Below are 15,910 nucleotides of genomic sequence, written 5' to 3'. Positions count from 1 at the left end.
GCTACCTTCCTCACCTAACAAATGTTTGGTGGAAAGGTAGCTGATCCTCTCATGGGTGTCTCCACCTCCGGCCCCGCCAAGGGCATCGCACTCGTCACAGCCGACTTCCCGCCCGTCAACGCGCTGCCGGTCCAGGGCTGGTACGACCTCGCCGACGCCCTGCGCGCGGCGGGCCGCGACCCCGCGGTGCGCTGCGTGGTGCTGGCTGCCGAGGGCCGGGGTTTCAACGCCGGGGTCGACATCAAGGAGATGCAGCGCGACTCCGGGCACGGGGCCCTCGTCGGCGCCAACCGCGGCTGCTACGAGGCCTTCGCCGCCGTGTACGAGTGCGAGGTGCCGGTGGTCGCCGCCGTGAACGGCTTCTGTCTGGGCGGCGGCATCGGCCTCGTCGGCAACGCCGACGCGATCGTGGCGGGCGAGGACGCCGTCTTCGGCCTGCCCGAGCTCGACCGGGGCGCCCTCGGGGCCGCCACCCACCTGGCCCGGCTCGTCCCGCAGCACCTGATGCGGGCCCTGTACTACACCTCGCGCACCGTCACCGCCGCCGAACTGCACGCGCACGGCTCCGTCTGGAAGGTGGTGCCGCCCGAGCGGCTGCGGGAGGCGGCCCTGGAGCTGGCGGCCGAGATCGCGAAGAAGGACGCATACCTGATCCGCCTGGCCAAGGCCGCCATCAACGGCATCGACCCGGTGGACGTGCGGCGCAGCTACCGCTTCGAGCAGGGCTTCACCTTCGAGGCCAACCTCAGCGGGGTCGCCGACCGGGTCCGCGACACGTTCGGGAAGGGCTCCGCCCCCGGGAAGGATTGGGGAGACACCGCATGACGGACAAGAGCATGACCCTCGAAGAGGTCGTCGGGCAGCTGCGCAGCGGGATGACCCTCGGCATCGGCGGCTGGGGCTCCCGGCGCAAGCCGATGGCCCTGGTGCGGGCGCTGCTCCGCTCGGAGATCACCGATCTCACCGTGGTCTCGTACGGCGGCCCCGATGTCGGGCTGCTGGCCGCCGCCGGCCGGATCCGCAGACTGGTGGCCCCCTTCGCCACCCTCGACTCCATCGCCCTGGAACCGAACTTCCGGGCCGCCCGCGAGCGCGGGACCCTCGCCCTCACCGAGTACGACGAGGCCATGCTCATGTGGGGGCTGCACGCCGCCGCGAACCGGCTCCCGTTCATGCCCGTGCGGGCCGGCCTCGGCTCCGACGTGATGCGGGTCAACCCCGAACTGCGCACCGTCACCTCCCCGTACGCCGACGGCGAGGAGTTCGTCGCCGTCCCCGCCCTGCGCATGGACGCGGCCCTGGTCCACCTCAACCGCGCCGACCGGCTCGGCAACGCCCAGTACCTGGGCCCGGACCCCTACTTCGACGACCTCTTCTGCGAGGCCGCCGACGCCGCGTACGTCTCCTGCGAGCAGCTCGTGGAGAGCGCGGAGCTGGCCAAGTCGGGGCCGCCGCAGTCCCTCCTCGTCAGCCGGCACTCCGTCACCGGGGTCGTGGAGGCCCCGAACGGCGCGCACTTCACCTCCTGCGTGCCCGACTACGACCGCGACGAGGCCTTCCAGAAGCTGTACGCGTCCACCCCCTGGCCCGAGTTCGCCGCCCGCTTCCTGGCCGGCGCGAGCGAGCACGACTACCGGACCGCCGTCCGGACCTGGCACGAGGAGCAGCAGTGACCGCCGCGACCGCCACCCGACCGGAGTACTGCGTCATCGCCTGCGCCGAGGCCTGGCGGGGCGACGGCGAGGTGCTGGCCAGCCCGATGGGGCTGATCCCCTCCTTCGGCGCCCGGCTCGCCAAGCACACCTTCGCCCCCGACCTGCTGCTCACCGACGGCGAGGCCATGCTGGTCGGCCTCGACGGTACGGCCGAGGGCTGGCTGCCGTACCGCCGCCACCTGACGATGGTCGCCGGCGGCCGGCGGCACGTGATGATGGGCGCCAGCCAGATCGACCGGTACGGCAACCAGAACATCTCCTGCGTCGGCGACTGGGAGCGGCCCTCCCGTCAGCTCCTCGGGGTGCGCGGCGCACCCGTGAACACCCTGAACAACCCGGTGAGCTACTGGATCCCGAGGCACTCCCCGCGGGTGTTCGTCGAGCGCGTCGACATGGTCTGCGGGGTAGGCCACGACCGTGCGGAGGCGGCCGGGGTGACCCGCTTCCACCGGCTGCCCCGGGTGGTCAGCGATCTCGGGGTGTTCGACTTCGCCGGCCCGGACCGCTCGATGCGGCTGGTGTCGCTGCACCCGGGCGTCACGGTCGGGCAGGTCCGCGCGGCGACCGGGTTCGAGCTGGCGGTCGCGGACGGGGTCCCGTACACGCGGGAGCCGAGCGCCGAGGAGCTGCGGCTGATCCGCGAGGTGATCGACCCCCGGGGCCTGCGCGACCGGGAGGTCCGGGTCTGAGGCGTCGGGCACGGGGAGGGCGAATGGGCGGAACGGCGGGGAGGCGGCGATGGGGACGACGGGGACGATGGAGACGGCGTTGACCCGGCTGGTCGGGGTCCGGTACCCGATCGTGCAGACGGGCATGGGCTGGGTGGCCGGGCCGCGGCTGGTGTCGGCGGCGGCGAACGCGGGGGCACTCGGCGTCCTGGCCTCGGCGACGATGACCATGCCGCAGCTGCGGGCGGCGGTCAGGGAGGTCCGGTCGCGTACGGACGCGCCGTTCGGGGTGAACCTGCGGGCGGACTCCGGGGACGCGGCCGAGCGGGTGCGGCTGGTCATCGACGAGGGCGTGCGGGTGGTCTCGTTCGCGCTCGCCCCTTCCCGGGAGCTGATCGCCCGGCTGAAGGACGCCGGGGTGGTGGTGATCCCCTCGGTCGGGGCGCGCCGGCACGCCGAGAAGGTCGCGGCCTGGGGTGCGGACGCGGTGATCGTGCAGGGCGGGGAGGGCGGCGGGCACACCGGGGAGGTGGCCACGACCGTGCTGTTGCCGCAGGTGGTCGACGCGGTGGACATCCCGGTGGTGGCGGCGGGCGGCTTCCGTGACGGCCGTGGGCTGGTGGCGGCCCTGGCCTACGGGGCGGCGGGCATCGCGATGGGTACGCGTTTCCTGCTGACCTCCGATTCCACGGTCCCGGACGCCGTGAAGGCCGAGTACCTGAAGGCCACGGTCAAGGACGTCACCGTCACCACGGCCGTGGACGGGCTGCCGCACCGGATGCTGCGCACCGAACTGGTGGCGTCCCTGGAGCGGTCCGGCCGCGCCGGGGCGCTGGTCAGGGCGGTCCGGCACGCGGCGGGTTTCCGGAGGCTGTCGGGCCTGAGCTGGACGCGGCTGGTGCGCGACGGCCTGGCGATGAAGCACGGCAAGGACCTGTCCTGGAGCCAGGTCCTGCTGGCCGCGAACACCCCGATGCTCCTGAAGGCGTCCATGGTCGAGGGCCGTACGGACCTCGGTGTCATGGCATCGGGCCAGGTCGCGGGGGTGATCGAGGATCTGCCGTCGTGTGCGGAACTCGTCTCCGGCGTCATGGCCGAAGCACAGCAGGTACTCGAAGCACTGCACTCGCTCCGCACCCTGCCACCCCCAGGGTGATCCCCCTTCTCCGTTACAGGAGTCGCACGATGAGCCGTGCCCGAACCCGCCTGGCCACCGCGGCGGTCGCCGCCGCCCTCGCCCTCGGGGCCCTGCCCGCCTCCGCGTACGCGGCGCCGGCGGACAGCGCCGCCTCCGCCGGGCACCCGCGCCACCGTCCGGCGCAGCACCAGGACCCGCTGGCGGAAACGATCCGTCAGATCCCCCTCCAGGGCGCCGTCAACGTCCGGGACGTCGGCGGCTACCGCACCTACACCGGCGGTCAGGTCCGTCAGGGGCTGGTGTACCGCTCCGACGCGCTGAGCAGGCTGACGGCGGCGGACGTCACCGCCGTCGCGGGTCTCGGCCTCACGAAGGTCGTCGATTTCCGCATCCCGCTGGAGCTCCAGTACGACGGCGCCGACCGGCTGCCGTCCGGGCTCTCCGTCACGTCCCGTCCGATCAGCGACCTGGGCCTGTACGGCACCCTGGTCGGTGCGATAGCCACGGGTGACCCCGTGAAGCAGGAGCAGATGCTCGGCGGCGGGCGCGCGGAGGCGTACATGCGGGACATCTACCGCACCTTCGTGACCGGTCCCGAGAACCGGGCGCAGCTGGCGACGACGCTGCGGGAGATCGCGGACGGGAGCCAGGGCCCGCTGCTGTACCACTGCACCTCCGGCAAGGACCGGACGGGCTGGCTGAGTTACGTCCTGTTGCGTGCGCTGGCCGTGCCGCAGGAGACGGCCGAGCGCGACTACCTGGCCTCGAACACCTTCCGGGCGGCGTACGACGCCCGGGTGCGCGAGGTTCTCAAGCAGTCGGGGCGGATGCAGAACCCGGACCTGCTGATCCCGCTCCAGGAGGTCCGCCAGGACTACCTGGACGCGGCGACGGGACAGCTGGAGGCCGACTACGGGAGCTTCTACGGCTACCTGACGGACGGGCTGGGCCTGGACCTGCGGACGCTGGTGAAGCTCCAGGACAAGCTGGTCCGGTAGCCCTCCGGCAGCCGCCCGGTAGCCCTCCGGCAGCCGTCCGGGGCCGGACATGCCGAGGCCGGGCGGCACGTGCTGCGTGCCGCCCGGCGTCCTCGTCGTCGTGCCGGGGGTCAGACCGCCCGGCGGCGGCCCTGGCCGCCGGTGCCGACGCGGCTGCGCGCGGAGGCCGCGGCGGCGCCGCCGGAGACCGAGCCGCCGGAGCGGCGGCCCTGGGCGGGGGCACCGCCGGTGCCCTGGCCGCCGCCCTGGCCGCGGCGGGCCTGGCCCGAGCCGGAGGCGGTGGCCTGCCCGGAGGCGGCGCCGCCGGAGCGCCGGCCGCGACCGCCGGCCGCGGGGGCGGAGCCGGTGGCGGAGCCGCCGCGGGGGCCGCCGGAGCGGCGGCGCGAGGAACCGGATCCGGATCCGGATCCCGATCCGGTGCGCTTGGGCTGCGGGGGCTGCGGCACCTCCATGACGACGGGGATGCCGGAGGGCTCGCGGGCGCCGGTGAGGCGGGACAGTTCCGCGTCGGAGGACTTGACCTGCGCGGTGCGCGGGCTGATCCCGGCGTCCGACATCAGGCGGGTCATGTCCCGCTTCTGCTCGGGCAGGACCAGGGTGACGACGCTGCCGGACTCGCCGGCGCGGGCGGTGCGGCCACCGCGGTGCAGGTAGTCCTTGTGGTCGGTCGGCGGGTCCACGTTGACGACGAGGTCGAGGTCGTCGATGTGGATGCCGCGCGCGGCGACGTTGGTGGCGATCAGCGCGGTGACCTCGCCGGTCTTGAACCAGTCCAGGGTCCGGTTGCGCTGCGGCTGGGAACGTCCGCCGTGCAGGCCGGAGGCGCGGACGCCGTCGGCGAGCAGCCGCTTGACCATGCGGTCGACCCCGCGCTTGGTGTCCACGAACATGATCACCCGACCGTCGCGGGCCGCTATGCGGGTCGCCACGGCCTTCTTGTCGGTCTCGTCCATGACGTACAGGACGTGGTGCTCCATGGTGGTGACCGCGCCGGCCGACGGGTCGACGGAGTGGCCGACCGGGTCGGTCAGGAACATCTTGACGAGCTTGTCGATGTTCTTGTCGAGGGTCGCCGAGAACAGCATGGTCTGGCCGCCGGGCTCGACCTGCTTGAGCAGGGCGGTGACCTGCGGCATGAAGCCCATGTCGGTCATCTGGTCGGCCTCGTCGAGGACGGTGACGGAGACCTGCGAGAGGTCGGCGTCGCCGCGGTCGATGAGGTCCTTGAGGCGGCCGGGGGTGGCGACGAGCACCTCGGCGCCGCGGCGCAGGGCGCCGGACTGCCGGTTGATCGACATGCCGCCGACGACGGTCGCGATGCGCAGGTTGACGGCCGTGGCGTACGGGCTCAGGGCGTCGGTGACCTGCTGGGCCAGCTCGCGGGTCGGTACGAGGACCATCGCGAGCGGCGCCTTGGGCTGTGCGCGGCGGCCGGCGGTGCGGGCGAGCAGGGCCAGGCCGAAGGCGAGGGTCTTGCCGGAGCCGGTGCGGCCGCGGCCGAGCAGGTCACGGCCGGCGAGCGAGTTCGGCAGGGTGGCGGCCTGGATCGGGAACGGCTCGGTCACGCCCTGGGCGGCGAGGGTCTTCAGCAGCGCCTCGGGCATGTCCATGTCCTCGAACGCGGCGACCGGCGGGAGGGCCGGGGTCTGCGGTTCGGGCATGGTGAATTCCTGGGGCCGGGCGACGGGTGCGGACTTCTGCCGTCCCGCGCCAGCCTTCGGACGTCCCTGGGCCGCACCTCGGCCCCGGGTGGGGCGGCGGCTGGGTCGTGCGGAGCTGGAGCTGGTCATGCGGAAAAGCCCTCCTGAAACCGGCAGGTCGAACAACGGTGGAGACAGCAGACAAGCCGGGGCCCGCACCGTGCGGTGCGGACCCCGGCATGCTGAAGAACTTAGGCGGGGAGGATGTTCTCCGCCTGGGGGCCCTTCTGGCCCTGGGTGACGTCGAACGACACGCGCTGACCCTCGGTCAGCTCACGGAAGCCCTGGGTGGCGATGTTCGAGTAGTGGGCGAAGACGTCCGGGCCGCCACCGTCCTGCTCGATGAAGCCGAAGCCCTTTTCCGAGTTGAACCACTTCACGGTACCGTTAGCCATTTGGATCTCCTGAATAGGCGGCAAGGGCCCCATCCGGGAGATTCCGGGAAAAACAATAAAAGCGCCTGCGGAGCAATCCCGTCAGGCGCACATAATGTTCATGGGTACCACAACTGCAACGGCTCCAAAGCTAGCACACCTCGGGCCCGCGCCGCTGCGACCTGCGCCACTCGAACCGCGGCGGGGCCGCGGCGGGGCCCCGCCGGAGCCGGATCAGAGCCGCTCGATGATCGTCACGTTCGCCTGCCCGCCGCCCTCGCACATGGTCTGGAGCCCGTAGCGGCCGCCCGTGCGTTCCAGCTCGTGCAGCAGCGTGGTCATCAGCTTCGCGCCCGTCGCCCCCAGCGGGTGGCCCAGGGCGATGGCGCCGCCGTTGACGTTGACCCGGTCCGGGTCGGCGCCCGTCTCCTTCAGCCAGGCCAGCACCACCGGCGCGAAGGCCTCGTTGATCTCGACCAGGTCGATCGCGTCCAGGGTGAGGCCGGTCTTCTTCAGGGCGTACGCGGTCGCCGGGATCGGGGCCGACAGCATGCGGACGGGGTCCTCGCCGCGGACCGACAGGTGGTGGACGCGGGCGCGGGGCGTGAGGCCGTGCTCGGCGACCGCCCGTTCGGAGGCGATCAGCAGGGCGGCGGCGCCGTCCGAGACCTGGGAGGAGACGGCCGCGGTGATGGTGCCGCCCTCGACGACCGGCTTCAGGCCGGCCATCTTCTCCGGGGTGGTGTCCCGGCGCGGGCCCTCGTCCACCCGGACCTCCCCGTAGGCGACGGTCTCCCGCCGGAAGCGGCCCTCGTCGATGGCGCGGACCGCCCGCCGGTGGGAGCGCAGCGCGAATTCCTCCATGTCCCGCCGCGAGATCCCCCACTTCGCGGCGATGAGCTCCGCCCCGTGGAACTGGTTGACCGGCGCGTCCCCGTACCGGGCTCGCCAGCCGCGCGATCCCGCGTAGGGGCCCTCGGTGAGGCCCAGCGGCTCGGCGGCCTGGCGGGAGGCGTAGGCGATGGGGATCATCGACATGTTCTGGGTGCCGCCCGCGACGACCAGGTCCTGGGTCCCGGACAGGACGCCCTGCGCGGCGAAGTGCACGGCCTGCTGCGAGGACCCGCACTGCCGGTCCACCGTCACCCCGGGCACCTCCTCCGGGAGGCCCGCCGCCAGCCATGCCGTGCGGGCGATGTCGCCGGCCTGCGGCCCGACGGTGTCCAGGCAGCCGAAGACGACGTCCTCCACGGCGGCCGGGTCGACCCCGGACCGCTCGACCAGCGCCTTCAGGACGTGCGCGCCCAGGTCGGCGGGGTGCACGGCGGACAGGCCGCCGCCGCGCCGCCCCACGGGGGTGCGTACGGCGTCGACTATGTAGGCCTCGGGCATGGCGGGCTCCTCCGGGTCAGGGGCGTACGGCGATCCCGTCCAGCACCATCGACAGGTACTGGCGGGCGATCTCCTCGGGGCTGTGCTGGCCGCCCGGCCGGTACCAGGACGCCGCGACCCAGACCGTGTCGCGGACGAAGCGGTAGGTGAGGCGGATGTCGAGGTCGGCACGGAAGACCTGGGCGTCGACCCCCCGCTCCAGCGTCCCCAGCCACGCCTTCTCGAACTTGACCTGAGAGTCGGAGAGGTAGTGGAAGCGGGGCTGCGCGGAGAGGGCGCGGGCCTCCTTCTGGTAGATCGCGACGGCGGCGCGGTGCCGGTCGATCTCCCGGAAGGACTCGGTGACGAGGGCCTCGATGGTCTCCCTGGGGCCGAGACCGGCGGCGAGGACGGTGTCGTACCCCGCCCACAGCTCGGTCAGGAACGCCGAGAGGATCTCGTCGAGCATCGATTCCTTGGAATCGAAGTGGTAGTAGAGGCTGCCGGCGAGCATCCCGGCGGCGTCGGCGATCTTGCGGACGGTGGTGGCGTTGTAGCCCTGGGCGGCGAAGACCTCGGCGGCGGTGGCGAGGAGCTCCCGCCGGCGCTCCGGTGAGGCGGTCACGTGCGTCTTCTTCTTCGCGCCCGGCTGGGCGTTCGGCCGGGCGTTCGGCTGGTTCGTTGGCACGTGCCCATTCTCGGCCTAGGCGTGCTGGCTGCTGACCGACACCGTCTCGCCCGTCATGTACGAGGAGTAGCCGCTGGCCAGGAAGACGATGACGTTGGCGATCTCCCACGGCTCGGCGTACCGGCCGAAGGCCTCGCGGGCCGTCAGTTCGCGCAGCAGCTCCTCGCTGGTGACCTTCGCCAGGTGCGGATGCATGGCCAGGCTGGGGGCTACCGCGTTGACGCGGACGCCGAACCCGGCGGCCTCCAGCGCCGCGCAGCGGGTCAGGGCCATCACTCCGGCCTTGGCGGCGGCGTAGTGGGCCTGGCCGGTCTGGGCGCGCCAGCCGATGACGGAGGCGTTGTTGACGACGACTCCGCCGCGTCCGGAGGCCTTCAGGGAGCGCAGCGCGGCGCGGGTACAGCGGAAGGTGCCGTTCAGGGTGACGTCGAGGACCCGGTCCCACTGGTCGTCGGTCATGTCCACGAGTTCGGCGGTGCCGCCGAGGCCGGCGTTGTTGACGACGACGTCGAGGCCGCCGTGGAGCCGTTCGGCGTGCGCGAAGAGGGTCTCGACCTGGTGCCCGTCGGTGACGTCGCAGGGCAGGGAGGCGACGCGGCCGGGCCCGAACGCGGCGGTGAGGGCTTCCTCGGTCTCCTTCAGGCGGCGGGCGTGGGCGTCGCTGATCAGGACGGTCGCGCCCTCCTCCAGGAAGCGGCGGGCGGTGGCGCCGCCGATACCGGCTCCGGCGGCGGCGGTGATGACGGCGGTGCGGTCCTTGAGCAGCCCGTGGGCCGGGACGTAGGGGGGCGCGGTCATGCCCGTACCTCCTCTGGAAGGCCGGGGTTCCGCTCGGCGGTGGTGCGGGGGGTGCGGAGCCGGCCGCGGGCTCCGGTGCGCGACTCCTCGACTCTGCTCATGGCCGTACGTTAACCTACCAAACACTTGTTAGGGAAGGATGTGCCGCCTCATGAACCTCGACCACTCCCCCGGGGTGGAGGCCTTCCGGGCCGAGGCCCGCGACTGGCTCCGCGCCCACGTCCCCGCCCGCCCCCTGCCCTCCCTGGAGACCGCCGAAGGCTTCGCGGCGCACCGGGAATGGGAGGCGCTGCTGCACGCGGACCGCTGGTCGGTGGTGTCCTGGCCCGAGGAGTACGGGGGCCGGGGCGCGGACCTCGAGCGGTGGCTGGTCTTCGAGGAGGAGTACTGGGCGGCGGGCGCACCCGGCCGGGTCTCGCAGAACGGCATCAACCTGCTGGCCCCCACCCTCTTCGAGCACGCCACGGCCGCGCAGCGGGCGCGCGTACTGCCCCCCATGGCGAGCGGCGAGGTGATCTGGGCGCAGGCCTGGTCGGAGCCGGAGGCCGGCTCCGACCTGGCCTCGCTGCGCTCGAAGGCGGTACGGACGGAGGGCGGCTGGCTGCTGTCCGGGCAGAAGACCTGGTCCTCGCGGGCCGCCTTCGCCGACCGGGCCTTCGGCGTCTTCCGCACGGACCCCGGGGCGCCGGAGCCGCACCAGGGGCTGACGTACCTGATGTTCGGCCTGCGGGCCCCGGGGGTGACGGTACGGCCCATCGGCCGCCTCGACGGCAAGCCGGCCTTCGCGGAGCTCTTCCTGGACGGGGTCTTCGTCCCCGACGAGGACGTGATCGGCGAGCCCGGGCAGGGCTGGCGGATCGCGATGTCCACCACCGGCAACGAGCGGGGGCTGACCCTGCGCTCCCCCGGCCGGTTCCTGGCGGCGGCCGACCGGCTGGCCCGGCTGTGGCGCGACCGGGGCGACCCCTCCGACACCGCGCTGCGGGACCGGGTCGCGGACGCGGTGGTCGGGGCCCGCGCCTACGCGCTGTTCACCTGGGCGGGCGCCTCCCGCTTCGCGGCGGGCGAGCGGATCGGCGCCGAGTCCAGCCTGAACAAGGTGTTCTGGTCGCAGTACGACATCGCCCTGCACGAGACGGCCCTCGACCTGCTGGGCGCGGACGCGGAGCTCGCGGACGGCGAGTGGGCGGAGCCGTGGCTCTTCTCGCTGGCCGGGCCGATCTACGCGGGCACGAACGAGATCCAGCGCGACATCATCGCCGAGCGGCTGCTCGGCCTCCCGAAGGGCCGCCGCTGATGCGCTTCCTGCCGACCGCGGAACAGTCCGAGTACGTCCGCACCCTGCGCTCCCTGCTGGCCGCGGCCGGGGTCCCGGCGACGGCGCGGGCCTGGGCGGCCGGGGAGCACGGGCCCGGGCGGGCGCTGTGGGCCCGGCTCGCCGGTACGGGCCTGTTCGCGCTGGCCGCGCCGGAGGCGTATGACGGCGCGGGCCCGCTGCCGGTGGAGCTGGCGCTCGGTTTCGTGGAGCTGGGGCGGGCGGGCGTTGCGGGGCCGGTGGTGGAGACGGCGGCGGCCGCGGTGCTCCTCGCCGGGCTGGACGACGGGAAGCCGGCGGAGCGGTTCCTGCCGGGACTGGCCTCGGGCGGGTCCTCGGCGACGCTGACGCTGCCGGGCGGATCCCCGTACGCCCTGGACGCGGACGCGGCGACGCACCGGTTCGCGGTGACGGCGGCGGGCGAGCTGTGGCTGGCAGACGGGCCCGGGGAGCCGCTGGCCTCGACCGATCCGGCGCGGCGGCTGTACCGGCCGGCCGCCGCCGGGGAGCTGCTGGCGGCGGGCCCGGCGGTGACGGCGGCGGCCGGGGCGGCCCTGCGCTGGGCGCGGCTGCTGACGGCGGCCCAGTGCCTGGGCGTCGGCGAGGCGCTGCTGGCGCGGACGGTGGAGTACGCGAAGCGGCGCACCCAGTTCGGGATGCCGATCGGCGGCTTCCAGGCGGTCAAGCACCGGCTGGCGGACACCCTGCTGGCGCTGGAGTTCGCCCGGCCGCTGCTGTGGGCGGCCGCGCTGTCCCTGTCGCGCCGGGACGTGGCGGCGGCGAAGCTGACCGCCGGGGAGGCGGCGTACGCGGCCGCGCTCACCGCCCTCCAGCTGCACGGGGCGGTCGGCTACACCCGGGAACTGGACCTGTCGCTGTGGCTGCTCAAGGCCCGCCCGCTGCGTGACGCGTGGGGCGGCCCGTCGCAGTGCCGGGCGGAGGCGCTGGCATAGGGGGTCCGGCGGATCACGGCCGGGCCGGAAAGCACTTCGGGCGGTTCCCGGTGAACCGGGAACCGCCCGAAGGAAAGGGTGCGCCGCCAGGGACTCGAACCCCGGACCCGCTGATTAAGAGTCAGCTGCTCTAACCAACTGAGCTAGCGGCGCCTCGACAGGAAAAATACCCGGTCCGCCCGGGTGCGCCAAATCGTCCGGCCGTCACCGGCCGCCGCGGCCGCCCGCGGGGGCGCGCCGGCGCCCGGTCCGACGGCGGCGCGCGCGCAGCGACAGCCGCAGCAGCGCCACCGTCTGGAGCAGCAGCAGCGCCCCGAGGCCCACCGTGGCCGGCAGGCCGTGCCCCTCCCAGGCCGCGGCCCCCAGCCGGGCGGCGCCCACCGCGGTGAGAGCGACGAGGAAGCGGCCCGCGAACTCCGCCTCGGTGCCGTGCGGTACGGCCGAGCCGGCCACGAACACCGCCAGCAGTACGGGGATCCACGGCGTCCCGGGATCGCGCAGCAGCGCGGCTGCTCCGGCCTCCACGGCGAGGAGCAGGCAGGCACGCAGCAGGAAACCAGGCATGGACACATCATGCCGGGAATACCCGGTGCGGGGCCCGCCCGGCGGCGGTTAAGATCGCACACAAGCGGGGTCGTAGCACAGAGGCAGTGCGCCTACACAGCATGGAGGAGGACGCCGGTTCGAATCCGGCCGCCCCGCCCCTCTCCCTCAGCCGGTGCCCGCCAGCCAGGCCGCCGCTCCCGCCACCGCCGCCTCCGCCGCCGGCAGCGGCAGGCCCAGGAAGCCGTGGAAGACCCCCGGGTAGAGCCGGACCTCGCAGTCCACGCCCGCCCGGCCCAGGCGGCGCGCGTACGCCAGCCCCTCGTCCCGCAGCGGATCGCAGTCCGCGAGGACGAGCAGCGTGCGCGGGAGCCCCGCGATCCGGGCCGCCCGCAGGGGCGAGACGTGCGGGTGAGCGGGGTCGCCGCCGTACTGGTCCCAGTACCAGCCCATGTGCGCGGCGGTGTGGAAGTAGCCGCGCCCGTACGCCGCCACCGACGCGGAGTCCATCGAGGCGTCCAGCGGCGGGTACGCCAGCAGCTGCCCGGCGACCAGTTCCGGCGCCCGCAGCGCGGTGACCGCCGCCAGGTTGCCCCCGCTGGAGTCCCCCGCCACCACCACCCGGCCCGGATCGCAGCCCAGCCGGACCGCCTCGGCCCGTGCCCACAGCAGGGCGGTGAGCGCGTCGTCGGCCGCCGCCGGCCAGGGGTGCTCCGGGGCCAGCCGGTACCCCGCGGAGACGACCACCGCCCCGGAGGCCGCGGCCAGGGCGCGGCACAGGGCGTCGTGGGTGTCCAGGCCGCACATCACCCAGCCGCCGCCGTGGAAGTACACGGCCAGCGGCCGCCCCGCCGCCCCGGGCGCCGGGTCGTAGACCCGCACCGGCACCCCGCCCGCGGTGGTGTCGTACACCGACGCCACCTCCGGCCCCGCCGGGCGCACCGCGCCCCCCGCGGCCACCGCGGCCCGCAGCGCGCCGGCGTCCCCGGGCCCGGGGAACCGGGCGGCCATCGCGTCGCACAGCCGCCGCGCGGCCCCGGACAGCTCGTCCCGCGTCATCGCGCCGTCATCCCCCCGTCGACCGTGAACTCCGCGCCCGTCACGTACGAGGACGCGTCCGAGCACAGGAACAGCACCAGCTCCGCGACCTCCCCCGGCCTGCCCATCCGCCCCAGCGGCACGTGCGACCAGTCCCGCCCGGCGACCGCGGCGGCCACCATCGGGGTGTCGACGGCCCCCGGGTGCACCGAGTTGACCCGGATCCCGTCCCCGGCGAGGTCCAGCGCCGCCGACCGGGTCAGGCCCCGCAGCCCGAACTTCGTGGACGCGTACGCCGCGTGGCCGGGGATGCCGACCAGCCCGGCGGTGGAGGAGATGTTGACGACGGAACCGCCCCCGCCGGCGCGCAGGACCGGGGCCAGCGCCCGGATGCCGAGGAACGGGCCCAGCAGGTTGACCCTCAGCAGCTCCTCGAAGCCCTCCGCGCTCTGCTCCTCGACGTGCGCGGTGCGCCACAGGGCGGCGTTGTTGACCAGCGCCGAGACCGTACCGAAGGCGGCCAACGCCTCCCGCACCACCCCGGCCCAGCTGTCGGCGTCGGCCACGTCGTGCCGTACGTACAGGCCCTGGCCGGTGCCCAGTTCGGCGGCGACCGCCCGGCCCTCCTCCTCACGCACGTCGGTGACGACGACCCGCGCCCCGGCCCCCGCGCACAGCCGGGCCCCGGCGGCGCCCTGGCCGCGTCCGGCTCCGGTGATGACGACGACCTTCCCCTCCAGCGAGGCCATCTCAGACCCCGCCGCGGGCGCCGGGACGCACCCGGTACGCGGGCTTCTCCTGGAACTTCACGGAAGGTCCCTCCAGCGGGGGTTCGGGAAGAGGACACGGCGCGCCGCACCCCACATGACGAACAGGAATACTTCTAGCAGTCACTTACGGCAGGGGGAAGGGCCCTCGCGCGACCGGTCGTAGACTGCGCTGCGTGGCAGACGAGACGGCCGAGACGGCAGACGAGACGCCGGCGGGGGCGCACCCGCGCGCCCTCCCCGCGACCAGCTGGGCGGTCCTCGGACTGCTCTCCTTCGGCGAGGAACTGTCCGGCTACGACCTGAAGAAGTGGTCGGACCGGTCGCTGCGCTTCTTCTACTGGAGCCCCTCCTTCAGCCAGATCTACAGCGAGCTGAAGCGCCTGGAGAAGGCCGGCTACACCTCCTCGCGGATGGTCTCCCAGGAATCCGGCACCCGGGACAAGCGCGTGTACCGGATCACCGACGAGGGCATGGCCGCCGTACGCAGGTGGGCGCGCGAGGCACCGGTCGACCCGCCGGTCCTCAAGCACGGGCCGATGCTGCGGCTGTGGCTGGGCCATCTGCTGGAGCCGGAGCAGATGCGCGAAGTACTGCTCGGGCACCAGGAGTTCGCGGAGGGGATGCGCCGCCGCGCGGAGGCCGACGCGGAGGGCGCCCAGGACGAGGCGGCCTGGGCGTACCCGGCGCTGACCCTCAGGTGGGCGGAGCGGTACTACACCTCCGAGCGGGACCTCGCGGCCGCGATGCTGGAGGACATCGACGCCCTGGAGGCGGCGCGCGCGGCCTCCGAAGGCGCGGCAAAGCGCCCGTAGGGGCGCCGGGCTCCCGCGGCGCGAGCACGGGCGCGTCCGCGCGTCCGCGCGTCCACCGGACAGAAGCGGCATCCGAGCGCCCGCTTCACCGAAGATGTCCCCACGCCCCCAGACGCCAGGGCAGCAGGGGCCCGGCCTGCGACATCATGCGAGGAGACCGAGATGACGACGAACAACTGGGCAGCGTTCGAGAAGGCGGAACCGGAATTCGCGGCGGCCGTGCGGGCCCGCTTCGCCCAGTTCCCGCACCACGTCCTGGCCACCCTGCGCAAGGACGGCTCGCCCCGGGTGACCGGACTCAACGTGGAGTTCCGGGGCGGGGAACTGTGGCTCGGCATGATGGCGGGCTCGATGAAGGCCAGGGACCTCCAGCGCGACCCGCGCTTCGCCCTGCACACCAACCCCGGCGAGGGCGACACCATGCCCGACGGCGACGTACGGATCTCGGGGCGCGCGGTGGAGGTACTGGAGCCGCCGGAACTGCACCGGTACGCGGAGGAGACCGACGCCCCGGCACACCCCTTCCACCTCTTCCACGCCGACCTGACCGAGGTGGTCCACATCGCCGTCGACGGCGAGGACCTGGTGATCCGCTCGTGGACCCCGGCCCACGGAACGCGCACCCTCCGCCGCGGCAACGACGACGAACCCCCACGCGAGGACCCCACCCCCTGAAGCACGGCGGCGCTGGGACAACGCCCCCTTGGCCGGACACGCCACCGCGCCCGCCATCCCTGGTCGGGGACATGGCGGGCGCGGTGTCGGAGTTCCGTACGCCCTTGTACGGACCGTATGAGGGGACCCGCCGCTCGCACGGCGGGGGCACTGCCGGGGACACGGGCCGCGCACCGACGGCCGGAGGCCGGCGCAGCCGGGCGAAGCCCGGGAGGCCGCCCGCGGCCGAGCGGTGCGAGCCCGGCATCCCAAAGGAGCCATGGCGGGCGCGGTGTCGGAGTTCCGTACGCCCTTGTACGGACCGTATGAGGGGACCCGCCGCTCGCACGGCGGGGGCACTGCCGGGGACACGGG

General features: G+C 74.0%; 17 protein-coding genes and 2 tRNA genes. 10 read left to right on the top strand and 9 right to left on the bottom strand.

The genetic code is table 11. The annotated features are described in order from the left end of the window. Positions 1–51: 51 nt before the first annotated feature. From ACZ4WZ_RS11240 to ACZ4WZ_RS11220, 5 genes are all read left to right on the top strand, one after another. The gene (locus ACZ4WZ_RS11240; RefSeq protein ID WP_467888194.1) at positions 52–825 is read left to right on the top strand and encodes an enoyl-CoA hydratase family protein; all 774 of its coding nucleotides are present in this window, start codon (positions 52–54) and stop codon (positions 823–825) included. After that, positions 822–1,673, top strand: coding sequence for a CoA transferase subunit A (locus ACZ4WZ_RS11235; protein ID WP_467888191.1), 852 nt, complete (start codon positions 822–824; stop codon positions 1,671–1,673). The genes ACZ4WZ_RS11240 and ACZ4WZ_RS11235 overlap by 4 nt, the downstream gene beginning before the upstream one ends. Continuing rightward, positions 1,670–2,404, top strand: coding sequence for a CoA-transferase subunit beta (locus ACZ4WZ_RS11230; protein WP_467888189.1), 735 nt, complete (start codon positions 1,670–1,672; stop codon positions 2,402–2,404). The genes ACZ4WZ_RS11235 and ACZ4WZ_RS11230 overlap by 4 nt, the downstream gene beginning before the upstream one ends. A gap of 67 nt (positions 2,405–2,471) precedes the next feature. After that, positions 2,472–3,539 (top strand): NAD(P)H-dependent flavin oxidoreductase, encoded by a 1,068-nt coding sequence (locus ACZ4WZ_RS11225; RefSeq protein ID WP_467888593.1) that lies wholly within the window; start codon positions 2,472–2,474, stop codon positions 3,537–3,539. 29 nt (positions 3,540–3,568) lie between these two features. After that, entirely contained in the window at positions 3,569–4,519 is a 951-nt protein-coding gene (locus tag ACZ4WZ_RS11220; RefSeq protein WP_467888186.1) for a tyrosine-protein phosphatase, read from the top strand. Positions 4,520–4,629: 110 nt separating this feature from the next. Here the strand turns inward: ACZ4WZ_RS11220 and ACZ4WZ_RS11215 are convergent, their stop codons facing one another. The 5 genes from ACZ4WZ_RS11215 to ACZ4WZ_RS11195 all read right to left on the bottom strand — a co-directional run bounded on the left by ACZ4WZ_RS11215 (position 4,630) and on the right by ACZ4WZ_RS11195 (position 9,450). Then, entirely contained in the window at positions 4,630–6,309 is a 1,680-nt protein-coding gene (locus tag ACZ4WZ_RS11215) for a DEAD/DEAH box helicase (protein WP_467888183.1), read from the bottom strand. 101 nt (positions 6,310–6,410) lie between these two features. Continuing rightward, a complete protein-coding gene (locus ACZ4WZ_RS11210; RefSeq protein ID WP_467888182.1) occupies positions 6,411–6,614 on the bottom strand; it encodes a cold-shock protein in 204 nt (67 codons plus the stop codon). Positions 6,615–6,827: 213 nt separating this feature from the next. After that, positions 6,828–7,985: an acetyl-CoA C-acetyltransferase gene (locus tag ACZ4WZ_RS11205; RefSeq protein WP_467888178.1), complete on the bottom strand. Its 1,158-nt coding sequence runs from the start codon at positions 7,983–7,985 to the stop codon at positions 6,828–6,830. A 16-nt stretch (positions 7,986–8,001) separates the two neighbouring features. Continuing rightward, entirely contained in the window at positions 8,002–8,652 is a 651-nt protein-coding gene (locus ACZ4WZ_RS11200; RefSeq protein WP_467888176.1) for a TetR/AcrR family transcriptional regulator, read from the bottom strand. 15 nt (positions 8,653–8,667) lie between these two features. After that, positions 8,668–9,450: an SDR family oxidoreductase gene (locus ACZ4WZ_RS11195; protein WP_467888173.1), complete on the bottom strand. Its 783-nt coding sequence runs from the start codon at positions 9,448–9,450 to the stop codon at positions 8,668–8,670. A gap of 151 nt (positions 9,451–9,601) precedes the next feature. Between ACZ4WZ_RS11195 and ACZ4WZ_RS11190 the strand changes: the two genes are divergently transcribed. Together ACZ4WZ_RS11190 and ACZ4WZ_RS11185 are read left to right on the top strand one after the other, a co-directional pair. Next, positions 9,602–10,747: an acyl-CoA dehydrogenase family protein gene (locus ACZ4WZ_RS11190; RefSeq protein ID WP_467888171.1), complete on the top strand. Its 1,146-nt coding sequence runs from the start codon at positions 9,602–9,604 to the stop codon at positions 10,745–10,747. Next, positions 10,747–11,718 (top strand): acyl-CoA dehydrogenase family protein, encoded by a 972-nt coding sequence (locus tag ACZ4WZ_RS11185; protein WP_467888168.1) that lies wholly within the window; start codon positions 10,747–10,749, stop codon positions 11,716–11,718. Before ACZ4WZ_RS11190 ends, ACZ4WZ_RS11185 begins: the two co-directional genes overlap by 1 nt. Positions 11,719–11,797: 79 nt before the next feature. Here ACZ4WZ_RS11185 and ACZ4WZ_RS11180 read toward each other — a convergent pair. Both ACZ4WZ_RS11180 and ACZ4WZ_RS11175 read right to left on the bottom strand, forming a co-directional pair. Then, positions 11,798–11,871 (bottom strand) — tRNA-Lys (locus tag ACZ4WZ_RS11180). Positions 11,872–11,922: 51 nt separating this feature from the next. Next, the gene (locus ACZ4WZ_RS11175; RefSeq protein ID WP_467888165.1) at positions 11,923–12,282 is read right to left on the bottom strand and encodes a hypothetical protein; all 360 of its coding nucleotides are present in this window, start codon (positions 12,280–12,282) and stop codon (positions 11,923–11,925) included. A gap of 64 nt (positions 12,283–12,346) precedes the next feature. On the opposite strand from ACZ4WZ_RS11175, the gene ACZ4WZ_RS11170 reads away from it, so the two are divergent. Continuing rightward, positions 12,347–12,421: transfer RNA gene (locus ACZ4WZ_RS11170), tRNA-Ala, on the top strand. 8 nt (positions 12,422–12,429) lie between these two features. On the opposite strand, the gene ACZ4WZ_RS11165 is transcribed toward ACZ4WZ_RS11170, so the two are convergent. Both ACZ4WZ_RS11165 and ACZ4WZ_RS11160 read right to left on the bottom strand, forming a co-directional pair. Further along, on the bottom strand, positions 12,430–13,320 hold the full coding sequence (locus tag ACZ4WZ_RS11165; RefSeq protein WP_467888162.1) for an alpha/beta hydrolase: 891 nt from the start codon (positions 13,318–13,320) through the stop codon (positions 12,430–12,432). Then, positions 13,317–14,048: an SDR family NAD(P)-dependent oxidoreductase gene (locus ACZ4WZ_RS11160; protein WP_467888159.1), complete on the bottom strand. Its 732-nt coding sequence runs from the start codon at positions 14,046–14,048 to the stop codon at positions 13,317–13,319. The genes ACZ4WZ_RS11165 and ACZ4WZ_RS11160 overlap by 4 nt, the downstream gene beginning before the upstream one ends. 194 nt (positions 14,049–14,242) lie before the next feature. On the opposite strand from ACZ4WZ_RS11160, the gene ACZ4WZ_RS11155 reads away from it, so the two are divergent. Continuing rightward, the gene (locus tag ACZ4WZ_RS11155) at positions 14,243–14,881 is read left to right on the top strand and encodes a PadR family transcriptional regulator (protein ID WP_467888157.1); all 639 of its coding nucleotides are present in this window, start codon (positions 14,243–14,245) and stop codon (positions 14,879–14,881) included. 162 nt (positions 14,882–15,043) lie between these two features. Next, positions 15,044–15,556: a pyridoxamine 5'-phosphate oxidase family protein gene (locus ACZ4WZ_RS11150; RefSeq protein ID WP_467888154.1), complete on the top strand. Its 513-nt coding sequence runs from the start codon at positions 15,044–15,046 to the stop codon at positions 15,554–15,556. Positions 15,557–15,910: the final 354 nt, after the last annotated feature.

It is taken from the genome of Streptomyces sp. NPDC029122, from assembly GCF_055569445.1.
Note: the sequence above shows the minus strand (reverse complement) of the source record. Positions and strands in the feature narration are given on the sequence as shown.

Bases quoted from the DNA above. Each gene is read 5' to 3' on its own strand.
- ACZ4WZ_RS11240 (WP_467888194.1), top strand. From the start codon at position 52: ATGGGTGTCTCCACCTCCGGCCCCGCCAAGGGCATCGCACTCGTCACA.
- ACZ4WZ_RS11235 (WP_467888191.1), top strand. From the start codon at position 822: ATGACGGACAAGAGCATGACCCTCGAAGAGGTCGTCGGGCAGCTGCGC.
- ACZ4WZ_RS11225 (WP_467888593.1), top strand. From the start codon at position 2,472: ATGGAGACGGCGTTGACCCGGCTGGTCGGGGTCCGGTACCCGATCGTG.
- ACZ4WZ_RS11220 (WP_467888186.1), top strand. From the start codon at position 3,569: ATGAGCCGTGCCCGAACCCGCCTGGCCACCGCGGCGGTCGCCGCCGCC.
- ACZ4WZ_RS11215 (WP_467888183.1), bottom strand. From the start codon at position 6,309: ATGACCAGCTCCAGCTCCGCACGACCCAGCCGCCGCCCCACCCGGGGC.
- ACZ4WZ_RS11210 (WP_467888182.1), bottom strand. From the start codon at position 6,614: ATGGCTAACGGTACCGTGAAGTGGTTCAACTCGGAAAAGGGCTTCGGC.
- ACZ4WZ_RS11205 (WP_467888178.1), bottom strand. From the start codon at position 7,985: ATGCCCGAGGCCTACATAGTCGACGCCGTACGCACCCCCGTGGGGCGG.
- ACZ4WZ_RS11195 (WP_467888173.1), bottom strand. From the start codon at position 9,450: ATGACCGCGCCCCCCTACGTCCCGGCCCACGGGCTGCTCAAGGACCGC.
- ACZ4WZ_RS11190 (WP_467888171.1), top strand. From the start codon at position 9,602: ATGAACCTCGACCACTCCCCCGGGGTGGAGGCCTTCCGGGCCGAGGCC.
- ACZ4WZ_RS11185 (WP_467888168.1), top strand. From the start codon at position 10,747: ATGCGCTTCCTGCCGACCGCGGAACAGTCCGAGTACGTCCGCACCCTG.
- ACZ4WZ_RS11175 (WP_467888165.1), bottom strand. From the start codon at position 12,282: ATGCCTGGTTTCCTGCTGCGTGCCTGCCTGCTCCTCGCCGTGGAGGCC.
- ACZ4WZ_RS11165 (WP_467888162.1), bottom strand. From the start codon at position 13,320: ATGACGCGGGACGAGCTGTCCGGGGCCGCGCGGCGGCTGTGCGACGCG.
- ACZ4WZ_RS11160 (WP_467888159.1), bottom strand. From the start codon at position 14,048: ATGGCCTCGCTGGAGGGGAAGGTCGTCGTCATCACCGGAGCCGGACGC.
- ACZ4WZ_RS11150 (WP_467888154.1), top strand. From the start codon at position 15,044: ATGACGACGAACAACTGGGCAGCGTTCGAGAAGGCGGAACCGGAATTC.